We start from the raw sequence: 25,291 nt of genomic DNA, 5'->3' as shown, positions 1-25,291 counted from the left end.
ATACATAGGCTCTGTGATACAAAGAAGCTGATTGTTATTTGGAATTGAGTTTATGTCACGTTATGTTGATGTTTCTGCCCAGCGTAGATTTTCTTCTCTAAGCCGCTCTGTGTTGATGGCAGCGGCTCTGTTCGGTACGACACAAATCGCGATGGCTGCACAAACAGTCGATCAACTCAGTGCTTGTTTAGTGAAAGCGACGACTGCAACGGATAAAACTGCGGTGTTGCAATGGACGTTTGCAGCACTATCGACCCATCCTGACTTAAAAAGTTTTAGCAATGTGACGGATGTACAAAAAGAACAACTCGATAAAAACTTGGCTCAAGTATTACAGCGTATTTTAGTTGAACAATGTTCTGTGCAGACTAAAGCGGTGATTCAGGCGGAAGGTTTACAGGCGGTCGGTGATAGCTTCCAAGAGTTAGGCAGTATTACAGGTGAAGAAATTATTAAAAACCCTGAAGTAAAGCAGCAATTAAAAGGTGTGGTGCGTTATTTGGATTTGAATAAATTGGTGATGACTTTTTTAACGCCTGATTTGTTTAATAAACTGGGTGTGATTCGTTAGTTTAAATCCTCTCCCTCTTGCGCGTAATTACGCTCAACCTCTAAAAAAAGAGAGGGAACTACGCGTATCAAATTAATCACATGATAAAGTCTCCTTTTTTTTAAAGGGAGATTTAGAGGGATTCAGAAATCACGCATAAAGAAGGGCTTTGAAAGTTGAATACGTCCGAAGTCTTCGAGTTTGATGATAGAAGATACTTTTTTGATAGTCATGTTGTTTTAGAGTAGGGTGTTTGTAAAAAGAGTGTATTTAATTAAAGAAGAAATGGGAACCAAATAATTATGTATAATTAATAAGTTATGTTGAAAATAAAGAATAATATGAGCTCTAAAATTGTAAAGTGGATTATTGCTATTGTTATAGGGATTGTTTCTATATATGGAATTTATAGATTAGTTAAAGATATCTACTGGAAATTTTATCAAGAAGTTTCTTTAGCTAAGGATTCTCAATTTCAGTTCGTGAATGAGCAGATTCAAACTTTACCTTATATAACTAACGACTATATTTCTAATTGGGGAGCATTTGGTGATTTTGTTGGAGGAACTTTAAATCCTTTATTAACTTTTATCAGTGTTTGTCTTCTTTTATATACACTTTATCAAAATAAAAAATCTTTAGACTTTAACTCTGAAGAACTTGCATTAAGTCGTAAGGCACAACAAGATTCTGCAAAGTCTCAGCAATTAATCCAAAAAACGCAAAATCTTCAGCAGTTTGATAGTCTATTTTTTAGTTTGTTAAATCAGTTTAAGCACCAGCAGGATAATTTATGCTCTTTAAATGAAAATGATAAAAGTAAAGTCGATAAAATTTATAGATCTATTTTTGTTGATGGTTATAAATTGGAATTAGAGGATAAAAGATATCAGCTATTACAGCATCAAGAGTTGAATCAATATTTCATTTGTTTATTCCAATTGTTTAAACTGATAAATATGAAAATAAATAGAATACCAAATACAAGTAATAAAATTGAGGAATGGGGCGATTTTACTTTAGAAAAACAGTATACAAATATCCTGAGATCTTTAATTCCACCAAAACTACAACAACTCCTTTTTTTGAATACTTATACTGAGTTTGATGAATACAGATGGTATTTATCTTACTACTCTTTCTTTGAACATATGCCATTTAAAGATTTGGTTAGAAATAATGTAATACTTATTGATTTATTAATAATTTCAAAATTTTATAAGTTAGATAGTAACCATCTGTACGGTGATTATCAGGTATTCGGTAATTCCATATATTTTGATAAGTTACTAAGTGAAAGTTGCTATTCAGAATTTATGAAATCTGAAGATTTATTTTTTAGTGCTTGGGGATTTATTGAAAACAAATTTTTTAACTTTAAGAGCATAGTTTGCTTTTTCAATTCTGTACCTTTATCTAATTTAGATAAAGAAATTTGTTATCAGTACTATTTAATAAATTTGAAAAATGAGGAATTAAGAATAGAAGTAATTGATGTTTTTCGTAATAGCTTAGAGCCAAAGCTATTCCCAAGAAGTCGTGAGAAAGTTCAACTAAAACATATTCTTTTTAAAAATTATGGTTTTCAAATTCAAATGGAAGGTTTTGAGAAGCTAGATTTTTATATTTATGATGAAATTAGTGTTCTTTTGACAACACCTAATAGAAGTAGAAATTTAGGTATAAATGAAACTAATCAAGCAGATTTTTTAGAAATTGAATTAAAAGAAAACCCGCTCTAAAGCGGGTTTTCTTTTAAAGAACGATTAGCTTAACGAATCAACTTCTTCATCAAATCATTCACTTGAGCAGGGTTCGCTTTACCCTTAGACGCTTTCATCACTTGACCAACAAGACCATTAAAGGCCTTCTCTTTACCCGCTTTGAATTCTTCAACCATCTTTTCATTGGCTGCAAGCACGTCTTTAATAATCGCTTCAATTGCACCTGTGTCGGTTTCTTGCTTTAAGCCTTTTTCGCTAATAATGGCATCGGCAGATTTGCCTTCATCCCACATAAAGCCAAAGACTTGTTTGGCAATTTTACCGCTGATGGTGTTGTCCACAATACGCGCAATCATGCCGCCCAACTGTTCAGCCGAAACAGGGGATTCAGCAAGGTCTAGGCTGGCTTTGTTTAAAGCGCCTGAGAATTCGCCCATTACCCAATTTGCAGCCACTTTACCTTGAGCCGCACCGCCAGAAGCCGTCACAACAGCTTCATAAAAGTCTGCCATTTCGCGTGAAAGTGTCAATACATGAGCATCGTATTCAGTCACTGCAAAGTCAGCCACGAAACGCTCACGACGTGTCGTAGGCAATTCAGGTAAAGTCGCACGTGCAGCTTCAATCTGAGCATCAGAAATGATTACAGGCAACAAGTCAGGATCAGGGAAATAGCGGTAATCGTTCGCTTCCTCTTTCGAGCGCATTGAACGGGTTTCCATTTTCACAGGATCAAAAAGACGTGTTTCTTGGTCGATTTTACCGCCATCTTCCAAAATTTCCATTTGACGTTCAATTTCAACATTGATCGCTTGTTCAATGAAACGGAATGAGTTGAGGTTTTTAAGTTCACAACGTGTACCAAATTCATTGCTCGGACGACGCAACGACACATTACAGTCACAACGGAATGAACCTTCCGCCATGTTGCCGTCAGAAATACCCAACCAACGCACCAAAGTGTGAATCGATTTGATATAGGCAAGCGCTTCTTCAACCGAACGCATGTCGGGTTCAGACACAATTTCAAGTAAAGGCGTACCAGCACGGTTTAAGTCAATGCCTGACATACCTTCAAATAGGTCGTGGATTGATTTACCAGCATCTTCCTCTAAATGCGCACGCGTCACGCCAATGCGCTTAATGCTGCCATCTTCAAGTTGAATGTCGATGTGACCTAAGCCGACAATTGGATTGTCCATTTGGCTAATTTGGTAGCCTTTAGGCGAATCTGGATAGAAATAGTTTTTACGTGCAAATACAGACGCTTTGTCGATATAAGCATCAATCCCCAAACCAAAGCGAATGGCAAGATCAACCACTTCCTTGTTCAATACTGGCAACACACCCGGCATGGCCAAATCAACAAGGCTGGCTTGTGTATTTGGGTCTTGACCAAACGTGGTTGATGAACCTGAGAAAATTTTAGAGTTTGTTGCGAGTTGAGTATGAATCTCAATCCCGATCACCACTTCCCAACCATCAATCAACAGTGATTTAGCTTTCTTTTGAGCTGTTTTTGAGATATTGGTCATTTATGCATTCTCCTCAGCAATTGCCGCACGTTGCGTATGCCAATCAGTCGCTTGTTGATACTGATGCACCACAGACAACAATTGCGATTCAGACCAATAGTTACCAATCAGTTGTAAGCCAACGGGCAATTGATCTTTGTCAAAACCAACAGGTGCGTTGATTGCAGGAAGACCCGCCAAGTTCACAGCGATGGTGTAAATGTCACCTAAGTACATTTCAACAGGGTCTAAAGACGCACCAATTTTATACGCTGTGGTTGGCGCAGAAGGGGCGGCAATCACATCAACAGATTCAAAAGCTTTTAAGAAGTCTTGTTGGATCAGACGACGTACTTTTTGTGCTTTGACATAGTATGCATCGTAATAACCAGCAGACAACGCATAAGTACCAATCAAGATACGACGTTGTACTTCAGGGCCAAAACCCTCTGAACGTGAACGTTTGTACAAATCGGTTAAATCAACCGGATTTTCACAGCGGTAGCCATAACGCACGCCATCATAGCGCTGTAAGTTAGATGAAGCTTCAGCAGGGGCAATCAAATAATAAGTGGGTACATAAGCTTCAGTCATGTTGAGATCAATCTCAACCAACGTCGCGCCCATGTCTTGCAATTTTTTTAATGATTCTTCAACGCGTGCTTTAACGTCAGCATCTAAGCCAGCAACATTAAAGTATTGTTTAGGAATACCAATACGTAAACCTTTTACCGCTGTGCCATTTAGGTTTGCAACATAATCATCAACGTCTTTTTCCATAGACGTTGAATCTTTTGCGTCATGACCTGCCATCACGTTCATCAGGTAAGCACAGTCTTCAGCCGAGCGAGCCATTGGACCCGCTTGATCTAAAGAAGATGCATAGGCGATGATACCGAAACGTGATACACGACCATAGGTTGGTTTAAGCCCTGTAAGGCCACAGAATGACGCAGGTTGACGAATTGAGCCACCTGTGTCAGTACCAGTAGCAAACGGTGCAAGATCAGCAGCAACGACTGCCGCAGAACCACCCGACGAACCACCCGGAACATGATCCAGTGCCCATGGGTTTTTAGTTGCGCCAAAGTAAGATGACTCCGAGGTAGAACCCATGGCGAATTCGTCCATGTTCACTTTACCCAAAGTCACCAGACCAGCAACTTTGCCTTTCGCTACAACAGTGGCGTCGTAAGGAGAGATAAAGTTATCCAACATTTTAGAACCCGCAGTGGTCTTAATGCCTTGGGTACAAAAAATATCTTTGTGGGCAATAGGTACGCCTGTCAGTACATTTGCCATGCCAGATTTGCGCAGGGTATCAGCAGCATCTGCTTGAGCCAATGCTTGTTCTGGTGTCACGGTTACAAAACTTTGCACTTGAGCATCGATTTTTTCAATGCGTTTTAAATAATGTTCAGTCAGTTCGCGAGATGAGAATTTAGCTTGGCTTAAACCCTCAGTGATTTCACGAATCGATAAGCGATGTAAATCAGTCATGAGAAAAAATTCTTTACATTAAATTTGATTAAATGGGCTTAACTGAATAAAAATTATTCAATCACGCGAGGAACTAAGTACAAGCCATCCTGTGTTGCAGGTGCAACAGCTTGATATTCTTCACGATGATTCTGTTCAGAAACCACGTCTTCACGTAAGGGTTGTGGGTGATCAAATGGGCTTTTAAGTGGCTCAACACCATCAGTGTCGATACTCTTTAAGGTTTCCATCATGCCCAAAATTTTATTTAGACTTTGAGCATATTCAGTAGATTGCGTAGCATCTAGCGACAATCGAGCAAGATTGGCGATTGCTGAAACTGTTTGTGCATTTAAATCCGCAGAATGCTGTGCATCCGATGTAGACATAACATCACCTGAGTCAGTATTAAAAAAAATCAAAATATCGTGCGTTATAATAAGCGATTGACTTGTTCAAATCATCACATTTAGTTAAAGTTGCCACCTTGCGTCCACATAAAGTTTAATCGAGAACGTCTCCGTGATTCTAAAAAGACTAATTGGCTTGTTTTCGCCCGATCTAGCCATTGATTTAGGTACAGCAAATACACTTATTTATGCACCAGGACGAGGCATTATATTAAATGAACCGACTGTTGTGGCAATTCGTCATAGTGGTTCACAAAAAATTGTTGCCGCGGTAGGTCTTGATGCAAAGCAAATGCTGGGTCGTACGCCTGCGAATATTTCTGCAATTCGTCCGATGAAAGATGGTGTGATTGCCGATTTTGAAGTGACCGAAACCATGTTGCATCAATTTATCAGTAAAGTGCATGAAAAACGTCTATTCCCACCAGCACCTCGTGTTGTCGTGTGTGTACCGTGCAAATCGACCTTGGTTGAACGCCGTGCCATCCGTGAAGCTGTATTTAATGCAGGTGCGCGTGATGTGCGTTTAATTGAAGAACCTATGGCTGCGGCAATTGGTGCGGGTATGCCTGTTGAGCAAGCATGCGGTTCGATGGTGGTTGATGTTGGTGGTGGTACCACTGAAATTGCCATTATTTCATTACAAGGCTGTGTTTATGCAGACTCGCTTCGTATAGGCGGTGATGTATTTGATGAACAAATCATTAACTACGTACGTAAAGCGCATGGTTGCGTCATTGGTGAAACGACTGCTGAAGTGATTAAGAAAGAAGTCGGTATGGCTTTGATCGATCCTGACTCAAAAGTACTTGAAATTGAAGTGCGTGGTCGTAATTTGGCAGAAGGTGTGCCTCGTGCAATTACTGTAACTTCTGTTGAAATTGCTCAAGCGATTGCTGATCCATTACAAAATATTGTCTCTGCGGTTAAATCGGCACTTGAACAAACCCCGCCTGAATTGTCTTCGGACATTGCAGAACGTGGCATTGTATTGACGGGTGGCGGTGCATTATTGCGTAATCTAGACAAACTCCTTGCACAAGAAACAGGCTTACCAGTGGTTGTTGCTGAAGATCCATTAACGTGTGTGACTCGTGGTGGTGGTAAAGTCTTAGAGTTCTTTGATAATCCAAATCATGACATGCTATTTGTAGGCTAAGAAAAGGACGCGGCGGGTGCAAACAAATCTGTTTTCTAGACAACCGCCATCTTTTCGCTCATTTATCATTGCGGTCATCACATGTTGGGTTGTGCTCTTTTTTAATTGGCACATGCCACATGTGATTCAACCCGCACGTGATGTCTTGTATGCGGCGTATAATCCAATATATGCCTTAGCAAGTTATCCAGTGTTATCGCGAGAATGGCTCAATCAACAAACCAAGTCTGAGGCGCAGTTACGTCGTGAAAATACCGCGATGCATGCTGAACTTTTACAGGCGCAAGTTCGTTTGCAAAAATTATCTGAACTTTCTGCTGAAAATACTCGTCTAAGAGGTTTACTCGATACGCCACTAATTATTGATGGGCGTATGGAAATCGCAGAAGTGATTGGTACAGATGCAGATCCACTCAGGCATATTATTGTGATTAACCGTGGTGCAAGTAGTCAGCTGAAAGTGGGTCAAACCGTACTTGATGACAAAGGCATTATGGGGCAGATCATTAATGTCTATCCACATAGTAGTCGGGTTATGTTGTTGTCGGATAAAGAGCATTCTTTATCTGTGCGTTTAGAACATACTGGAATGCGCGCCATTGTTTCGGGTACTGGTGATTTAGGTTATTTGAAGATGGAATATGTTCCAACCAGTGCCAATATTAAAGTGGGTGAGAAAGTCTATAGTTCTGGACTGGGTGCACATTTTCCTGCGGGTTATTTGGTCGGAACGGTATCTAAGGTGAATCGACATAATTCAGGTGAATTTTCCAAAATTGATGTGATTCCAGCAGCACAGTTGGCCGGTGGTCATCATGTGGCTGTACTATTTTCCGATTCTTTAGCGATGGAGCAACCTTATGCTAATCGCTAAACTACGTTCTGAAAAAAATCGTGATCCGTTAATTGCTATTATTCTTTCAGTCATTATTTGTTCAGTACTCATCGTTTATCCATTGTCTTATGCTGTTTCGGGTGCGCGGCCATTATTTATGCTGTTGGTCGTTCTATTTTGGGCCATGTGCCAGCCGACATGGTGTGGTATTTGGTTTGCTTTTGGGACAGGGATTTTTACCGATCTTTTGGTTGATGCGCCTTTAGGCATGAATGCTTTAAGTTTTGTTGTCATTACCTTTGTCGCAAGGTTTTTAACCCGTGAACGACGTATTTTGACTTTTGCTAATCTGTGGGTGATTAGCTTTTTAGCAGTGTTGGCACACTTATTCATCACTTGGATTGCGCAAATTATGGGTGGGTTGCAGTTTTCAATTGCAAGGCACTGGCAACCTTTGTTGAGCAGCATTTTGGTTTTTCCATTGATTTATTTTGTACTGAAAAAATGGCGGATTTAATTCTTGCTTCAAGTTCTCCACGTCGTCGCGAGCTTCTGCAACAACTTGGACTAGAGTTTGATGTTTTTAGTCCAGAAATTGATGAGTCTGTTTTAGCTGGTGAGAAGGTTGCCGCATATGTTGAGCGACTGGCATGTGCGAAAGCTCAAGCGGTTTTAGATCAGTTCCCAGAAGCCATTATTCTTGCTGCTGATACTAGTGTTGGGGTTGATGATCAAATTTTAGCTAAGCCTGAATCTAAGCAACATGCTTTTGAAATGTGGCAATCCATTTCAGGGCGTAAACATGATGTATTTTCAGGTATTTGCGTACGTACAAGTCGCAAAAAATCAAGTATAGTGGTACGAACTCAGGTCGAGTTTGAAGCATTAAGCCACAATGATATGGAAGATTATTGGGCAACAGGTGAACCTATAGGTAAAGCTGGCGCTTATGCCATTCAGGGGATTGCAGCACGTTATATTCCTCGTATCGAAGGAAGTTATAGTAATGTTGTTGGTTTACCCTTGTACGAAACAGTACAGTTATTAAAAGCAGTTAAGGCACTAAATTAACCGCTGAAAAAAGAATTTTTATAATGTTTTGAGTCTTATTATGTCTGACGAGTTGCTAATTAACGTCACCCCTATGGAATGTCGGGTGGCTTTAATTCAAAATGGTACGGTCAATGAACTATTTGTAGAACGCACGGTTAAACGTGGTCTAGTTGGAAATATTTATAAAGGCAAAGTAGTCCGTGTGTTACCAGGGATGCAAGCTGCATTTGTCGATATTGGTTTATCTCGCACTGCCTTTTTACATATCAATGATATGATTTGGCCACGCAATCAGCCGACACCCGATGTATTTGAATTGCTGCAACCGGGTCAAATTCTCACTGTTCAAGTGATGAAAGACATGCTGGGAACAAAAGGCGCTCGTTTAAGTACAGACCTATCTATTCCTTCGCGTTATTTAGTGCTCATGCCTTATGGTCATCATATTGGTGTTTCACAACGCATTGAGTCTGAAGAGGAGCGTAATCGCTTACGTTCGATGATTGAGCCTATTCAAACGGCACATCAGCTTCCGGGTAGTGTGATTGTTCGTACCGCTGCCGAAGGTATTCCCGAATTGGATATTGCCCAAGATATGGCATATTTGGCGAAACTTTGGGAGTTTATTCAGCGTAAACAAACAAGTATTGTGGTGCCTTCATTGATTTTTGAAGAGTTACCATTACCACAACGGGTAATTCGAGACTTAGCCAACGAAGATACCGCTAAAATTTCAGTTGATTCACGTGAGATTCATGCCAAATTACAAGAATTTGTCGCTGAATTTGTACCGAGTATGCAAACTAGGCTGATTCACTATCCGGGCGAACGCCCTATTTTCGATCTATATAATGTAGAAGAAGATATCCAAAAGGCACTACAAACCCGTGTAGCGCTTAAGTCTGGTGGATATTTGATGATTGACCAGACCGAAGCCATGACCACTATTGATGTTAATACCGGTTCATATGTGGGGGGGCGAACACTAGAAGATACGGTATTTAAAACCAATATGGAAGCGACCCAAGTCATAGCACGGCAACTGCGCTTGCGTAACTTGGGTGGCATTATCATTATTGATTTCATTGATATGCAAGAAGCACAGCATCGTGAAGAAGTAATGAACCAGTTCGAGCGTATGCTTGAACGTGATCATGCAAAAACCAAGATCACGCAAGTTTCGGAACTGGGTCTGGTTGAAATGACACGTAAGCGTACCCGTGAATCTTTAGAACATTTATTATGTGAATCTTGTTCAACATGTCAGGGTCGCGGTTATGTGAAAACGGCAGAGACAGTGTGTTACGAAATTTTTCGAGAAATTTTAAGATATGCACGTGCTTTTGAATCAAAAAGTGGCTTTACTGTTATTGCTCATCCGTTAGTGATTGACCGATTGTTAACAACCGAAGCACCAGCAGTAGCCGATTTAGAGCACTTTATAGGGCGTGTGGTCAAGTTTCAGGTGGAAAATTTATATACGCAAGAGCAATACGATATCATTCTGAGTTGAAATTGTAACAGAATATCGTTAAACACTTGTTACATCTGAAATTTTACTTTCTAAGTGTAATTTTTAATACTAGTCATACACAGTAGCCAAAGCCAAATTTTTCCTTTTGGCTTAGCAAAAAAAGAGGTATGACATGAGTATAAGCCAAGTAATTATTAAACAAGGTTCAAAAGTTTTAGATCATAAACCTACCCATAGTGGTTATATTGTGGATGAACAAGGTAAAGAAGTTCAAATTACGACTGCTATGGTTCGTTCAGTCTGCCACCAATTATTAAATCGATGCCGAACTATTAAAAATTAAGGGGCTAATGTTGAGCCCCTTAATTTATTTAAGATTTATTTTTTGGAAATTGTGATTAACTCATTGCTTGTAACTTTGGGCTTTCTTGATCTATGATCTGTTCAAATCGCTGAATTTCATCTTCTAAATGAGTCAGTAAGTTCTGTATTTTAGGTAATGCATTTCGACAACCTGTTAAACCCACTTCCAATTTGTCTAAATAACTCGTCATGGTAATATTGAGTGCTTGCCCATCTAAGACAATAGAGGCAGGGTAGAGTGCATCTAGTTTGGCACCATTCCAATACAATGGCTCACGTGGTCCAGGTACATTAGAAATCACAATATTGAATGCTTGGCGCTTAGGCATAATGCCTGAAACGATATTAAAGCCAGCTGCACCATAAACCAACGCACTATAATTCATAATCTGACTTGAGTTCATGCGCTTAAAACGCTGTTTTGCATTTAAAACACTACGACGAATAATTTGCAGGCGTTCTAAAGGTGTTTCTTTATGCGTCCCTAAATTGGCTAAAATCATAGTAATACGATTTGATACTTCAGAATCATCATCACGGATAGATGCAGGAACCATTGCAATGAGTGGTTTTTTCGGTAAAGCCTGTTGACTAATCAGGTATTCACGTAAAGCACCAGAACAAATCGCCAATACTACGTCGTTAATAGTGACATCTAGGGCTTTAGCAATTTTACTTAAGCGTTGTAACTCAAATGACTGTGCAGCAAAACGACGAGAAGAACTGACCCGTTGATTTAAAATACTGCTAGGCGCTTGAAAGCTGGAGACGTAATCTGGATTACGCCCCATATCTTTCATAATCGTTTGAGATAACTCGCGGAACACTGTAGGGGTCGCTTCAAATTGTTGTTTGAGTCCACTTATAATTTTTTTGAATCTACTCGACGTTGGTTCTTTTAGGCGTTTAGCACGTGGACCTTCAACACACCAAGGTGGCACAATACTTTTCGCATTTGGATCCAGTGAGAGAGATTTTTCAACTAAACGCATGCCTGCAATACCATCCACCATGGCATGGTGAATTTTAAAGTACATGGCAAAGCGATTACCCTCAATCCCTTCAATAATATTACATGTCCAAAGTGGCTTGGCACGATCAATCAGGGCACTATGTTCTTGTGAAATATAAGTCAGTAATTCACGGATTCGACCAGGGTGTGGGAGTGAAATATGACGGAAATGATGGTCTAAATCGAATTCTTGGTCTTCATCCCAAAAGAGTCCATTCAGTTTATTATTAAAAGGTGCGATGGGGCTTGATTTTGAGTTACGAATATCTGCAACAAGATCTTGAATAAAGGTTTCAGGTGCATGATCAGGGATTTGAAATAGAAAGAGTCCACCAACATGCATCGGTTGTTGCCGCTTTTCTAGCGACAGGAAAATAAAATCAATTGGGTGTAAAGGACGCATAGCGTTGGATGCCTCACTGCAATTTTATTGGCTGTTCATGTTTGAACTATGAACAGGTTTGTTAGAATTATAAAAAAACTTCTTTTTAGTATATCGCTTTTCAAATATAAAGAAATTTATTTCTGTGTAATGCTGAGTAGTAGAAAACCACTGATATACAGTGGTTTTTTTGAAAATTTTATTTTTTTAAGTTGCCAGAATGTAAACCGCACTCTTTATGAGTTGCTTCTTCCCACCACCAGCGACCTTCACGTTCATGCTGACTTGGAAGAACTGGGCGGGTACAAGGTTCACAGCCAATCGAGATAAAACCACGTTCATGTAGTGTATTATAAGGGATTTCCATCATACGAATATAGTTCCATACGTCGCTACTGCTCCAGTTTGCCAAAGGATTATATTTGATCAGTTGTTTGTTTGGGCCTGAAAAGCCAGTATCGGCTTGAATGACTGGAATCTCGTTGCGTGTGCCTGGACTTTGATCTTTACGTTGACCTGTAATCCAGCCATCTAATGTGGCAAGTTTTTTACGCAGTGGTTGTACTTTACGAATACCACAACATTCTTGATGACCATCTTCAAAAAAGCTAAATAAACCTTTTTGTTTGACCAAGTTTTCGATCGCTTCAGCTTCAGGAAAGCAAATTTCGATATCAATATTATAATGTTTACGTACTTTTTCGATAAATTGATAGGTCTCGGCATGTAAACGCCCCGTATCTAAACTAAAGACACGAAAAGGTTTACCGAGATGAGACGCCATATCAATCAAAACTACATCTTCAGCACCTGAAAATGAAATTGCAATTTCACCTTCTTGGCTTAAAGCAAGTGCTAAAATTTCACTTGGAGATTTATCGGTATATTCAGATGCAAGTGCATCGACAAGGTCAATGGTGGGGATAATAGTCATGATAGTTCCTGGCTATAGGCTTGGATACTTAAAAACCTATATTAATTTAATTCACCATGATTTTAATAGAATTGAAATAATCTGCTTAGCAATAAAAAATAAATACTTATGAATTAAATAGATTTAAAAAACAGCACCTAACAAATCATTTTTTAAGCTATGATAACGCAAATTTTTTCACTGGCATTAGGAGAACCCATGGAAATCGTATGTCTTGATCTTGAGGGTGTGTTAGTTCCAGAAATTTGGATTAACTTCGCAAAAAAAACCGGTATCAAAGCATTAGAAGCGACTACACGTGATATCCCAGACTATGATGTGTTGATGACGCAACGCTTGAATATTTTAAAAGAGCACGGATTAGGCTTAAATGATATTCAGGATGTTATTGCAGATATGGGGCCTTTCCCTGGGGCAAAAGAATTTGTGAAATGGGTCAGTACTCATTTTCAATTGATTATTCTTTCAGATACATTTTATGAGTTTGCTCATCCATTGATGAAACAGCTGGATTGGCCAACTATTTTTTGTCATAAATTAGAAACTGATGAAAATGGTATGATTGCAGCGTACAAACTTCGCCAACCAGATCAAAAACGTCAAGCGGTTAAAGCTCTACATGGTTTGAATTTCCGCGTGATTGCGGCAGGTGATTCATACAATGATACAACTATGTTGGGTGAAGCTGATCATGGTTTCTTATTTGATGCGCCTGAAAATGTGATTGCTGAATTTCCACAATTTCCATCTATTCAGGGTTATGAGGCATTAAAAGAAGCTATTCGTCATGCTTCGATACGTGATATTCCTGCTTAATTTTAATTAAGTTGAAATAGAGAAGGGCACCAATGGTGCCCTTCTTATTGAATTCTAATTTAACGCATAACGCAATTAGAAACGGTAGCCGATTTTCATGCCATAACCAAGTGCAGTATTGTCTTCAAAGCTACCAGCAACTGTTCCACCCGTTTGAGCCTCAGCATCGCCTAACCAGAAGTATTTAACACCCGCTTGGATGAAATAATTTTCAGCAGGGCTATATTGACCGCCTAAGCCAATACTCCAATAGCCTTCAGTTGGACCTAAAGTCGTTACTGGATTGCCAGCACCAGAGTCATAGCCAATAGCAGCTGTACCAGACCATTTGTTGTTAAATTTATGACCAATCCCTGCATTTACAGACCATTGGTCATCCGTATAGTCGATGAGGTTTTGTGCTTTACCTTTAGCCAGTTTACTAGCAGTAGCTAAAGCTTGTGGGCTTACAGCAAATTGATCCCAGTGCACCCAGCGGATATTCACAAATGCTAAAGTATCTTTAGCTATGCCTGATTGGAGGTCAACGTTGACAGATTGTGGTGTTACGACTTCTGTTTGACTTGTAACTGAACGTAAGTCAATTAGATTTGGAATATAGACGTTTGAAGTTTCTGTTGTTTCTAAATCATGTTTAATTTCAGAACGATAGGTCACAGCTGCTTTTAGCGCAATTGCAGGAATTTGGTAGGCAAAACCTGCTAACCAGCCATAAGCTTCTTCTTCTTTTAGATTAATATCGTAACCAGAAAGTAGTGAATAAGCACCACCACGTAGAGATACATCCGCTTTTACCGTTTGATATACAGGGCCTGCATAAATGTTCCAGTTTTCAGTCGGTTGATAACCAAATAATGCTGTAATGTTATTGGTACGAACTTTAACACTTGTACCTTCCGTACCAGTACCAAATGCACCTGCATCAGTTGCGTATTGAGAATCTGCGCCATAAGGTTGATCGTAAAGCAAACCCAAAGAAATTTTGTCTGTAGCTTGTACTTTTATAGCAGCTGTTGGGAAGTAGTAATCATCAGCCATATCGCTGACTTTATTGCCAGCATTGTCTTTACCTTGAACTTCTGGATCTAAAACTGAAAGACCTGCTTCGGCATAGTTTCCTGGTTGTAAAAATGCTGAAATGGATTGACCAGAACGATCAAGTCCAGCAGCAAAAGTTGCTGTAGTCGGAATTAAACTAAGTAAAATTGCTGAATGAATTGCTGTAAGCTTCATAAATTTTTTCCCCTGTGCCACTTAATATTTTTCAAAAGTTACGGGAAAATAACATAAATAAAAAAAGAGTAAATGCTCAGCTCTGACTGGGAAATGAACTGTGTAATTCAAAAAATGAACTTGAATAGAGTAAAAGTACTAAGAATAATTTTATATATGAATGATTTATAAGTAAAAAAATAGAGTAATAGTTTTAAAAATGAAAGGAATATAAGTGATTCCTTTTGATTAAATTTAGAACATATAGAAGATTAAGTTTAGAAAACAATATGCATAATGTAAAAAAGACCATAGCGAACTATGATCTTTTTGAAAGAGTTAATAGCTTAAATTAGAATTTGTAACCAATTTTTAGACCATATGCAAGCGCATCATTGTCTTCGAAATCAGCAATCGCATTTGATGTGCCGAACATAGATGCCGGTTGTGCTTCTGCATCACCTAGCCAGAAGTATTTTACACCACCAGCAATGAAGGTTTGCGCTGTTGGGCTATATTGTAGACCTAAACCAAGGTTCCAATAGCCTTCAGTTGGGCCAAGAGTGGATACTGGGTTACCCGCACCAGAGTCCCAACCTACAGAGAAGGTACCAGCCCATTTGTCATTCAGTTTACGTCCTACACCTACTGTTGCAGAGATTTGGTCATCTGTGTAAGCAACCAAGTCAAAGCCATTTGGTTGACCAACAGATGGGCCTGCAATAGCGCTAGCAACACCAAAAGCATAAGGGCGAAGTGCGAAATCTTTCCAGTTTACCCAGCGAACATTAGCAAATGCTACAGTGTTTGCCATGATGCCAGTTTGTAAATCTAAGTTGATAGATTGAGGTGTTGTGATATCTGTTGAGCCTGTTGCTGCTTTACCTGCTAGAGCAGGATTATTGATAATGGCAGGAATAGCACCGGCAGGAATAGCACTTTCTTTAGCATTAACAGTATGTTCGACTTCTGAACGGTATGTTAGAGATGCTTTTAGGGCGATTTCTGGAATTTGATATGCAACACCAGCTAACCAGCCTACTGCACCATCTTCATCAATATTAGCATTGTAACCACCAAAGGTAGTGGCTGTCCCATATGCTGCACCACGTAATTGTACATCGCCTTTAATGGTCTGATAAGCAGCACCACCATAGATATTCCAATTTTCTGTTGGTTGGAAACCTAGAATAAGTGACAAGTTTTGGGTCGTTACATCAACTGCTGTGGCTTCGCCATTAGCATGGAATAATCCAGTTCCTAGAGCAACCAATGGGTCGTGTACTGAGTATGTAGCATCTGCACCAAATGGTTGATCGTAAAGCAAACCAACAGAAAAGTGGTCAGTTGCTTGAATTTTTAAAGCAGCACTTGGAAAGTAATAATCACCAGCCATATCAGAAAGATTGCCGCCACCATAAGCTGCTTTTGCCTTACCTGAAACAGATGGGTCTAATATAGAAATGCCTGCTTCAAAGTAGTTGCCAGGCTGTAAAAATGCAGCAATTGATTGACCTGAACGGTCCAAAGCAGCTGCGAATACACCTGTCATTGGTACGGTTGCAAGGATAATAGCTGTACTAAGTGTTTTTAATTTCATTCTGTGTCTTTCCTTGAGATACAAATTTTATTACTACTGCTTTATGTTATTTAGGCTCAGTATTCATTTTGGTAACATTAGTCTTTTAACCGGATATCATTTGTTACTCCATGTGACAAAAATAGCACAATAAAAAAAAGAGTAAATGCTCTAGAAAAATAAATAAGAATAAAATTTTATATATTTGGTTTTTTTGTCTAAATTTTGTTAATTTATTTATTGTAAGTATTTGAAAAATAATTTAATAAATGAAAATTTATGGGTGAGGGTTTAGATTTTCGTTTGATTATAAAATAATCATTTAGCGTGAAAGTTAGAATGTTTATTTGTTGCTTTTATCACACTATTTAATAGTAAGTATCGTTTGGATATAACGATATCGTTTTAATGCGGAGCACTGATGGAAGCTTATATTTAATACTTTAGCGAGATAAGTATGGATGGAATGTGAATACTGGAGTTTTTAAAATCAGATTTGATGTTCAAAATTCTAAAAGTTCAGAGCATTATAACGTTGCTATTTTGATTCAGAATTTTACGTAAATTTTACGCCTAATGTCATTTATTCAATAGAGAGTTTACGCCATTTTTTTTCATACTACATCGTGGAATATCCCCGATGTTTAGGATGGAAACGATGGACGCTAAATTCATAGCTCATCAACAAATAAAGCATCAAATCATATGCTTACAATGCAAGACATTTAAAAATATAACGCAAATCAACATGGTGACTTTATTTCAAGGGGAGTTGCCATGTTAGAGCTCATTCTACTTCTAGTCATTGTCACGCTTTTGGCTTTTCCACTCGGAAAATATCTTGCTGCCATTATGCACAATCGTGCAATGAAGATTGATCCACTGTTCAATTGGATCGAAAAACCGATTTATGCAATTTTGGGGACAAACCCTAAACAAGGGATGCATGTTAAGACCTATATATTAAGTTTTATACTGAGTTGTATCGTAATAGCTTTAGTCGTTTGGGGACTATTTATGGTGCAAGCTTGGTTGCCCTTAAATCCAAACAATGCACCTAATATGTCATGGGATTTGGCTTTACACACCATGATTTCATTCTTGACCAATACCAATCAACAACATTATTCAGGTCAGGCACAGCTTTCCTATTTATCGCAAATGGTTGGAATTGTTGGTTTACAAGTCATTACCCCGATGATGGGCTTGGCAATGGTGGTTGCAACCGTTCGTGCGTTATTTTTTGATCGCTTAAATGCTCAAACCGCGACAGAATCACATTTATCTGACGAAAGTTTTAGTGAAAAAATTAAAAGCATCGATGTCGGAAACTATTGGGCAGATGTCATTCGTCCAACATTCCGCTTCTTATTACCCATTTGTATGGTCTGGGCAATATTTTTAAATAGTCAGGGTGTACCTGCGACATTTCAGGGTGGGCCAGAAGTTCAGGTCATTGATCAGACTTCAGAATTAAAAACACAAAAAATTCCATTGGGACCCGTTGCACCTATGGTTGCGATTAAGCAACTTGGTAGTAATGGTGGTGGATGGTATGGCCCGAACAGTGCTGTACCTCTAGAAAATCCAACACCATTCTCCAATTTTATGGAAATGTTGGCGATTTTACTCATTCCTATTTCTGTCATTTTCATGTTGGGTTTTTTCACCAAACGTCCAAAGTTTGCAGGCTTTGTTTTTGGCTCAATGTTGTTAATGTCGGTAATTTCAGCATCAAGTGCAATCTGGTCAGAAAGTCTTTCTCAAACCGCATCGCAAATTTCTGCGATGGAAGGTAAAGAGATGCGTTTTGGTGAATCATCTTCTGCGCTATGGGCAGCATTAACCACGCAAGTGAATAATGGTTCAGTCAATATGATGCATGATTCTGCATCGCCACTGACAGGATTGGTTACACTTTCAAATATGTTGATTAATGCGATTTGGGGTGGTATCGGCTGTGGCTTACAGCAATTCATCATTTATTTATTTTTGGCTGTGTTTATTGCAGGTTTAATGACTGGGCGTACACCTGAGCTTTTTGGTCGAAAAATTGAAGCGGGTGAAATTAAACTGCTTGCCGTGGTTATTCTGATCCAACCGATTGTGATTTTAGGATTAACCTCGATTGCCTTATTTTTCCCTGAACTCACAGGTAACAGCAATCCTGCATATCATGGCGTTTCGCAAGTTTTATATGAATATGTTTCCGCATTTGCCAATAACGGTTCAGGTTTTGAAGGTTTAGCAGATAACACCGTGTGGTGGAATGTTACCTGTAGCATTGCCTTACTGCTCGGACGTTTCCCAACTTTAATTATTCCTCTGATTATTGCGACACGTTTAGCTGCCAAGAGTCAGGCACCTGAAAGTAATGGTAGCTTAAAAGTTGAAACCCCTACCTTTGCTTTAACTTTAATCGCCATCGTTGTGATGTTGACCTTATTGCAATTTATGCCTGTCTTAGTCTTAGGACCAATCGCTGATCATTTGTTATTGGTTCGAGGGTAAGGAGTGAAATTCATGAAAAACTCAGTACATTCTGAACAAAATACTTCAACGCTTTTTCAAGCTGAAGCATGGAAAAATGCATTTATTAAACTGTTACCACAACATGCATTTAAAAACCCAGTGATGTCAATTGTGTGGCTTGGCACGATTGTGACTTTTATCAGTACGATTTTAGGCAAAGCAGACCTTGTTTTTGGTTTTCTTGTAACGCTGATTTTATTTATTACCGTGTTGTTTGCCAATTATGCAGAAGCCATTGCCGAAGCCAAAGGGCGTGGTCAGGCATCATCGCTGAGACAGGCGCGTCAAAATTTAACCGCAAGACGTATCGCAAATTTACAAGATGTTGATGGCATACAAGTTGCTGCGACTGCATTAAAACCGAATGATTTAATTGAAGTTCGTGCAGGTGAACTAATTCCCTCTGATGGTGAAATTGTTCATGGCTTTGCCACCATTAATGAAGCAGCGGTGACAGGTGAGTCTGCACCTGTGCTACGTGAAGCAGGAACAGATCGTTCAGGTGTGATTGGCGGTACTAAAGTTTTAACCGACCGTATAATCGTGCAAGTCACAGCAGAAGTTGGTAATAGCTTTTTAGACCGTATGATTGCTTTGGTTGAAGGTTCAAATCGTCAAAAAACACCAAATGAAATTGCACTTGGTATTTTACTGACCGTCATGACTGCGACTTTTGTCATCGTGGTGATCAGTTTGCCGATCATTGGTCATTTTCTGAATATTTCTATCAATCCTATTCTGTTGGTGGCTTTATTGGTGTGTCTTATTCCGACCACTATTGGCGGCTTACTGCCTGCGATTGGTATTGCGGGAATGAACCGTGCTTTAAAAGCCAATGTGATTGCAAAATCAGGTAAAGCGGTTGAAGTTGCAGGTGATATTGATGTTTTGCTTCTGGATAAAACAGGAACTATTACCTATGGTGATCGTCAGGCGACGGTATTTTATCCATTAGCGGGTATTTCTGAATCAGAACTTCGCCAAGCTGCGGTATTAACTTCACTTGCCGATCCTACACCTGAAGGTAAATCTGTTGTTGCACTGGCTAAAGAACAGGGTGAAAGGGTTCAGGAACCTGAACAGGCTGAATTTATTCCATTTAATGCATCAACCCGTATTTCAGGTTTGAATTTGGTCGATGGTCAGCAAATTCGTAAGGGTGCTCTGGATGCGATTTTAAAATTTACAGTACAAGACATTTCCCAACATATCGAACTCAAAACTCGTGTTGAACAAGTCGCGTCGAAAGGGGCAACGCCTTTAGTTGTTGCTCGTGGTCAAAACTTACTGGGCGTGATTGAACTGTCGGATGTGATTAAACCAGGCATCAAAGAAAAGTTTGCACGTTTGCGTGAAATGGGTATTAAAACAGTCATGGTGACAGGGGATAATCCGTTGACTGCTGCTGCAATTGCCGCTGAAGCAGGTGTGGATGATTATATTGCGGAAGCCAGACCTGAAGATAAATTGAACTGTATTCGTGCTGAACAAAACAAAGGGCTTTTAGTTGCAATGGTTGGAGATGGCACCAACGATGCGCCAGCACTTGCACAGGCTGATATTGGCTTGGCGATGAACTCAGGTACGCAAGCGGCCAAAGAAGCAGGCAATATGGTGGATTTAGATTCTGATCCGACCAAATTATTGGCTGTGGTTGAAATTGGAAAACAACAATTGATTACCCGTGGTGCATTGACTACATTCTCTTTGGCCAATGATATTTCAAAATATTTTGCGATATTACCTGCACTTTTCGTTGCTGCCATTCCACAAATGAGTGTGTTAAATGTAATGCAATTGGGCAGTTCTGAAAGTGCCATCCTTTCTGCACTGATTTTTAATGCCATCATTATTCCATTACTCATTCCAATCGCTTTACGTGGTGTGAAATTTAAACCTTCAACATCAACACAATTATTACGCCGTAACATGCTGATTTATGGTGCAGGTGGGGTGATATTGCCATTCATTGCAATCAAAGCCATTGATCTGGTCATCAGTCAAATATTGGTTGTATAAGGAGCGGAACATGAATACTGTAAATACAGAACACTTGCTACAACCTTCATATGCCTCATTGCTTCGTTCTTCAATCGGGCTGACCATCGTCAGTTTAGGTTTGTGTGGTTTTTTATATAGTGCAATCGCGACAGGACTTGGACAGCTTTTATTTCCAGCTCAAGCCAATGGCAGCTTGATTGAATTAGATGGAAAGATTTTAGGTTCCAGTTTAGTGGCGCAACCCTTTACTGATCCGAAGTATTTTCAGGCTCGTCCATCGGCAGCCAATTATGATCCTATGGCAATGGCAGGAAGTAATATGGCAAGAACCAATCCTGAATTGACGAAAATTATTGAGCAACGTATAGCGGATATTGAAGCTAGGGATCATATTGATCGTAGCCAGATTCCGAGTGATTTGGTGACTGCTTCAGGCAGTGGGATTGATCCTGAAATCAGTCTGAAATCTGCCATGATTCAGGTGAAACGTGTTGCAGAAGCTAGACATTTATCTGATCAGCAAGTAATTGAACTGATTCAGGAATATACGTTAAAGCCAACATTTGGCATGTTGGGGAAGGAGCGTATTAATGTACTTGAGTTAAATTTGGCTTTGGATCAGATAAAAGAATAATTGCTGTATATTTACAAAAATTGTTTGTCATATCTTTTCACAACGGAGTCCTACCATTAAACTTTATATGGTAGGATTTCGCCGTTTCAATAAAAAATAAAAATAAATCATTGAATTGTATTGATTAAATTTAATGATTTTATTAATTAAAGATTAATCTATGACTGAAAATCGAAAGAATAAAGTAGATGTTTTATTGCAACATGCCAAGCGCTATCAATCGGGGCGCTTAACCATATTTTTAGGTGCTGCCCCGGGGGTAGGAAAAACCTATGCCATGCTGGTTCGAGCACGTGAATTATTTCAGCAAGGGCAAAATATTGTTATTGCTTATATCGAGACACATGGTCGTGTAGAAACTGAAGGTTTAATTGAGGGATTACCCTGTATTCCTCGAAAAAAGATGCAATATCAAGGGCATCATCTTGAAGAAATGGATTTAGATGCAGTTCTTGAAAAGAAAGCTAAAATTGTTTTGGTCGATGAATTTGCCCATACCAATATGCCCGGAAGTCGACATGAAAAACGGTGGCAGGATATTAATGAACTGCTTGATGCTGGTATTGATGTTTTTACCACTATGAATATCCAACATTTAGAAAGTTTAAATGATGTGATTTATCAAATTACAGGTATTCGAGTCAAAGAAACTGTACCAGACCGAGTCTTTGATCGAATTCGAGATATTCGCTTAATTGACTTACCTGTTAATGAATTGTTAGAGCGTTTAAATCAGGGCAAAGTGTATATTCCCGAGCAAGTTCAACATGCATTGCAGGGCTTTTTTAATAGTTCAAATTTAACCGCTTTACGTGAACTGGCCATGCAAACGGTTGCCAGTCATGTCGATAGCGATGTCCGTGAAAATTTTGCCTTACAAGGGCTGCCCCCAATTCCCCTTAAAAATCATTTACTCGTTATGGTCGATGGTTTAGGGCAGTCTGAAGCTTTAGTACGCGCAGGATGTCGTCTTGCTGAAAACCGTTTAGCCACTTGGACAGTGGTTGCTTTTATGGATCAGCATCAGCAGCAAAAAGATAATCAACAGATCCATCAAGCAGATGCACAAAGCAGGGAAATAGAGCGGGCCTTGAATTTATGTCGTCAGCTTGGCGGGATGACCGAAATTTTATACGGTCAGCAACATGCTAAAACACTGTCAGAATTTGCGCTTGAACGGGGTATTTCAACTTTAGTGGTGGCGCAGACGCCAGCTAAAAAATATAGCTTCAACTTTAAATCCAATTTAATTGAACAGCTTTTAAAGCATCATCCACATTTTGAGCTGAGTATTGTTCCAATTCCAGCAGGACAAAAAAAGCTTCATTCTGTAACTCAAATCAGTTTATTTCTAAGCTTTAAAGAATCAATATTGGTTTTGTTCACGACGATTATCAGTATTATCATTGCCGGCTTGGGGGAAAAGTATCTAGGTCTTGAAGAATTTTCAATCATCTTTATTACCGCTGTAGTCTTTGTCGCATCCAAAACACGCATGACCGCAGCAGCATGTTCCGCAATCATTTTTTTCCTTGTGTATAACTTTTTCTTTATCGCACCTCGATATACCTTTCAGATTTCGGCACATCAGGGCGTGATCACCGTTGTGGCATTTTTTGCAGCGGCACTCATCGCAAGTCGTTTGGCATCTCGTTTACGTGAGCAAGTGACCGCGTTAAAAGCAGCCAATAGCTATAACAGCATCATGCAGGATTTAGGGCAGAAATTATCAACTGCGGTGAATGATGAACAAGTCAATGAAATTGCAAAACAAAGTTTAGAAAAAAATCTGCAAGCAGATGTTCTACTCTATTGCCCTAACCAAGACTTGATGGGTAAAGATCACTTCACATTTTCAGATAAAGAGAAGATATCCGCCGAATGGAGCATCTCTAATCAGCAACCTTCGGGTCGTTTTACCCAAACCTTGACAGAAAATGAATGGTGGTTTTTGCCGCTTTTGGCATCGAAACAATGTTTGGGTGTGGTTGGGTTGAAGTTCCCCAATGATATGAAAATGCTGAGTGTTGAACAAAAACGTTTAGCTGAAACCATAATTGAATATATCGCACAGGCCATTTCACGAACACAACTGACCAAAGAATTGGAAATTGCTAATGTGACGTCTGAAACTGAGAAATTACGTTCAGCATTATTATCCTCTGTTTCACACGATTTACGTTCACCTTTAGCCTCTATGATTGGAGCTGCAGATACTTTAAGTCATTATCGACACTCGATGGATGAGGCAGATCAAGACAGTTTACTTGAAGCGATTCATTTGGAAGGTGAGCGTTTAGATCGTTATATCCAAAATTTATTGGATATGACTCGTTTAGGACATGAAGGCTTAAGTTTAAAGCGGGACTGGATTGGAATAGATGAATTGGTCGGGTCAGCAGTGCGCCGTTTAAAGCGATATTTACCCAAAGTTCAGGTACGTATTAGCATGCCTGAAGAGGCGGTCAGTTTATTTGTACATGCTGCCTTAATTGAACAAGCCATTTTTAATGTATTGGAAAATGCAGCGAAGTTTTCACCTGAAGATGAAGCTGTTGAAATTGAAGTTAAAAAAGTTAGTGATGAACAGGTACAAATCGCCATTAGTGATCAGGGTTTGGGTATACCTGAAGACGAACGCAATCGAATTTTTGATATGTTCTATACCATGCAACGTGGCGATCGTGGACAATACGGCACGGGTTTGGGATTGACCATTGTAAAAGCCATTATTGGGGCACATATGGGCCAGATTTCAGCAACTGAAGCAAAAAATCATCGGGGAACCTGTATTCGCATTGTATTGCCTATACAGTAGATCATGGCGTAAATGAGAAATAAATGAAGATGAATGATTTAAATATTCCAAGCAATGCCGTGAATGTATTAATCATTGATGATGAACCACAAATCCGCAAGTTTTTGGATATCGCCTTACGCGCGCAAGGATATAAAACTTTTTTGGCAGAAACTGGGCAGACGGGATTGGAAATGCTCGCCTTACAAGGTGCAGATTTGGTGATTCTGGATTTAGGTCTACCTGATTTAGATGGGCAAGAGGTTTTAAAAGAGTTGCGGGCGTGGTCACAAGTACCTGTCATTATCCTTTCAGTACGTGCGGATGAGACTGAAAAAGTTGCACTTTTAGATGCAGGGGCGAATGACTATGTGACCAAGCCTTTTAGTGTACAAGAGTTGATGGCACGTATACGGGCCATGCTAAGGAATCAGGTTGCACAGACAACAGAGTCCGCTATTTTTGATGATGGGGTGTTAAAAATTGATTTTGCCCAACGGCAGGTATTTTTATCAAATGCGTTATTGTCTTTAACCCGTAAAGAATTTCAACTCTTGATGCTGCTTGCTCAACATCGGGGACAATTAATTACCCAACCGCAGATTTTAAAAGAATTATGGGGGCCTACACATCAGCAAGATACGCATTATTTACGTATTTTAGTGGCTAAATTACGCAGTAAATTACAGGATGATGCAATTCATCCTAAGTATATTGCGACGGAACCAGGCGTGGGGTTAAGGTTTTTAGGTAAAGAGGGTTCTGTTACATCAGCAAAAGAATAACCACGTTTCGTTGTTATGGTGTCTGTTATATCGTTCAGCTATAGGT

The 25,291-nt window shown here is 39.4% G+C and carries 21 protein-coding genes; 14 read left to right on the top strand and 7 right to left on the bottom strand.

Annotated features, from left to right (window positions below; genetic code table 11):
- The first annotated feature begins 52 nt into the window (after window positions 1-52).
- Together B9T25_RS01860 and B9T25_RS01855 are read left to right on the top strand one after the other, a co-directional pair.
- A complete protein-coding gene (locus B9T25_RS01860) occupies window positions 53-571 on the top strand; it encodes a hypothetical protein (protein WP_086186784.1) in 519 nt (172 codons plus the stop codon).
- Window positions 572-891: 320 nt separating this feature from the next.
- On the top strand, window positions 892-2,292 hold the full coding sequence (locus B9T25_RS01855; protein ID WP_171262695.1) for a putative phage abortive infection protein: 1,401 nt from the start codon (window positions 892-894) through the stop codon (window positions 2,290-2,292).
- A gap of 29 nt (window positions 2,293-2,321) precedes the next feature.
- Here B9T25_RS01855 and gatB read toward each other — a convergent pair whose 3' ends face one another.
- From gatB to gatC, 3 genes are read right to left on the bottom strand one after another with little or no spacing between them, the layout of a single operon-like run.
- Window positions 2,322-3,809, bottom strand: coding sequence for an Asp-tRNA(Asn)/Glu-tRNA(Gln) amidotransferase subunit GatB (gene gatB, locus B9T25_RS01850; RefSeq protein ID WP_086186782.1), 1,488 nt, complete (start codon window positions 3,807-3,809; stop codon window positions 2,322-2,324).
- Window positions 3,810-5,288, bottom strand: coding sequence for an Asp-tRNA(Asn)/Glu-tRNA(Gln) amidotransferase subunit GatA (gene gatA, locus B9T25_RS01845; RefSeq protein ID WP_086186781.1), 1,479 nt, complete (start codon window positions 5,286-5,288; stop codon window positions 3,810-3,812).
- A gap of 53 nt (window positions 5,289-5,341) precedes the next feature.
- A complete protein-coding gene (gene gatC, locus B9T25_RS01840) occupies window positions 5,342-5,656 on the bottom strand; it encodes an Asp-tRNA(Asn)/Glu-tRNA(Gln) amidotransferase subunit GatC (RefSeq protein ID WP_086186780.1) in 315 nt (104 codons plus the stop codon).
- Window positions 5,657-5,789: 133 nt separating this feature from the next.
- Here gatC and B9T25_RS01835 point away from each other — a divergent pair, with 133 nt between their 5' ends.
- The 6 genes from B9T25_RS01835 (at window position 5,790) to B9T25_RS14510 (ending at window position 10,541) form a co-directional block, all read left to right on the top strand.
- Window positions 5,790-6,836, top strand: coding sequence for a rod shape-determining protein (locus tag B9T25_RS01835; RefSeq protein WP_086186779.1), 1,047 nt, complete (start codon window positions 5,790-5,792; stop codon window positions 6,834-6,836).
- Window positions 6,837-6,852: 16 nt separating this feature from the next.
- Window positions 6,853-7,710: a rod shape-determining protein MreC gene (gene mreC, locus B9T25_RS01830; protein WP_086186778.1), complete on the top strand. Its 858-nt coding sequence runs from the start codon at window positions 6,853-6,855 to the stop codon at window positions 7,708-7,710.
- A complete protein-coding gene (gene mreD, locus B9T25_RS01825; RefSeq protein WP_086186777.1) occupies window positions 7,697-8,188 on the top strand; it encodes a rod shape-determining protein MreD in 492 nt (163 codons plus the stop codon). Before mreC ends, mreD begins: the two co-directional genes overlap by 14 nt.
- Window positions 8,176-8,742 (top strand): Maf-like protein, encoded by a 567-nt coding sequence (locus B9T25_RS01820; protein ID WP_086186776.1) that lies wholly within the window; start codon window positions 8,176-8,178, stop codon window positions 8,740-8,742. The genes mreD and B9T25_RS01820 overlap by 13 nt, the downstream gene beginning before the upstream one ends.
- Before the next feature lie 40 nt (window positions 8,743-8,782).
- Window positions 8,783-10,237 carry a ribonuclease G gene (gene rng, locus B9T25_RS01815; RefSeq protein ID WP_086186775.1) on the top strand — a complete coding sequence of 485 codons (1,455 nt, stop codon included), beginning with the start codon at window positions 8,783-8,785 and terminating at the stop codon, window positions 10,235-10,237.
- Window positions 10,238-10,370: 133 nt separating this feature from the next.
- Window positions 10,371-10,541 (top strand): PA1571 family protein, encoded by a 171-nt coding sequence (locus B9T25_RS14510; RefSeq protein ID WP_086186774.1) that lies wholly within the window; start codon window positions 10,371-10,373, stop codon window positions 10,539-10,541.
- Between the two features lie 55 nt (window positions 10,542-10,596).
- Here B9T25_RS14510 and B9T25_RS01805 read toward each other — a convergent pair whose 3' ends face one another.
- Together B9T25_RS01805 and B9T25_RS01800 are read right to left on the bottom strand one after the other, a co-directional pair.
- Window positions 10,597-11,976, bottom strand: a complete 1,380-nt coding sequence (locus B9T25_RS01805) for a WS/DGAT/MGAT family O-acyltransferase (RefSeq protein WP_086186773.1) — start codon at window positions 11,974-11,976, stop codon at window positions 10,597-10,599.
- Window positions 11,977-12,154: 178 nt separating this feature from the next.
- Entirely contained in the window at window positions 12,155-12,889 is a 735-nt protein-coding gene (locus B9T25_RS01800) for a phosphoadenylyl-sulfate reductase (protein ID WP_086186772.1), read from the bottom strand.
- 198 nt (window positions 12,890-13,087) lie between these two features.
- Between B9T25_RS01800 and thrH the strand changes: the two genes are divergently transcribed.
- Window positions 13,088-13,705 carry a bifunctional phosphoserine phosphatase/homoserine phosphotransferase ThrH gene (thrH, locus tag B9T25_RS01795; RefSeq protein ID WP_086186771.1) on the top strand — a complete coding sequence of 206 codons (618 nt, stop codon included), beginning with the start codon at window positions 13,088-13,090 and terminating at the stop codon, window positions 13,703-13,705.
- A 75-nt stretch (window positions 13,706-13,780) separates the two neighbouring features.
- Here thrH and B9T25_RS01790 read toward each other — a convergent pair whose 3' ends face one another.
- Window positions 13,781-14,938: an OmpP1/FadL family transporter gene (locus tag B9T25_RS01790; protein ID WP_086186770.1), complete on the bottom strand. Its 1,158-nt coding sequence runs from the start codon at window positions 14,936-14,938 to the stop codon at window positions 13,781-13,783.
- 331 nt (window positions 14,939-15,269) lie between these two features.
- Window positions 15,270-16,517 carry an OmpP1/FadL family transporter gene (locus B9T25_RS01785; RefSeq protein WP_086186769.1) on the bottom strand — a complete coding sequence of 416 codons (1,248 nt, stop codon included), beginning with the start codon at window positions 16,515-16,517 and terminating at the stop codon, window positions 15,270-15,272.
- 756 nt (window positions 16,518-17,273) lie between these two features.
- Between B9T25_RS01785 and kdpA the strand changes: the two genes are divergently transcribed.
- From kdpA to B9T25_RS01760, 5 genes are all read left to right on the top strand, one after another.
- Entirely contained in the window at window positions 17,274-19,007 is a 1,734-nt protein-coding gene (gene kdpA, locus B9T25_RS01780) for a potassium-transporting ATPase subunit KdpA (RefSeq protein WP_086186768.1), read from the top strand.
- A 12-nt stretch (window positions 19,008-19,019) separates the two neighbouring features.
- Entirely contained in the window at window positions 19,020-21,047 is a 2,028-nt protein-coding gene (gene kdpB, locus B9T25_RS01775) for a potassium-transporting ATPase subunit KdpB (protein WP_086186767.1), read from the top strand.
- Between the two features lie 10 nt (window positions 21,048-21,057).
- The gene (gene kdpC, locus B9T25_RS01770; protein ID WP_086186766.1) at window positions 21,058-21,663 is read left to right on the top strand and encodes a potassium-transporting ATPase subunit KdpC; all 606 of its coding nucleotides are present in this window, start codon (window positions 21,058-21,060) and stop codon (window positions 21,661-21,663) included.
- 160 nt (window positions 21,664-21,823) lie between these two features.
- Window positions 21,824-24,481: a sensor histidine kinase gene (locus B9T25_RS01765; RefSeq protein WP_086186765.1), complete on the top strand. Its 2,658-nt coding sequence runs from the start codon at window positions 21,824-21,826 to the stop codon at window positions 24,479-24,481.
- A gap of 29 nt (window positions 24,482-24,510) precedes the next feature.
- On the top strand, window positions 24,511-25,245 hold the full coding sequence (locus tag B9T25_RS01760; RefSeq protein ID WP_086187023.1) for a response regulator: 735 nt from the start codon (window positions 24,511-24,513) through the stop codon (window positions 25,243-25,245).
- Window positions 25,246-25,291: the final 46 nt, after the last annotated feature.

This window comes from Acinetobacter sp. ANC 4470 (assembly GCF_002135335.1).
In the GTDB taxonomy this organism is placed as follows: domain Bacteria; phylum Pseudomonadota; class Gammaproteobacteria; order Pseudomonadales; family Moraxellaceae; genus Acinetobacter.
Note: the sequence above shows the minus strand (reverse complement) of the source record. Positions and strands in the feature narration are given on the sequence as shown.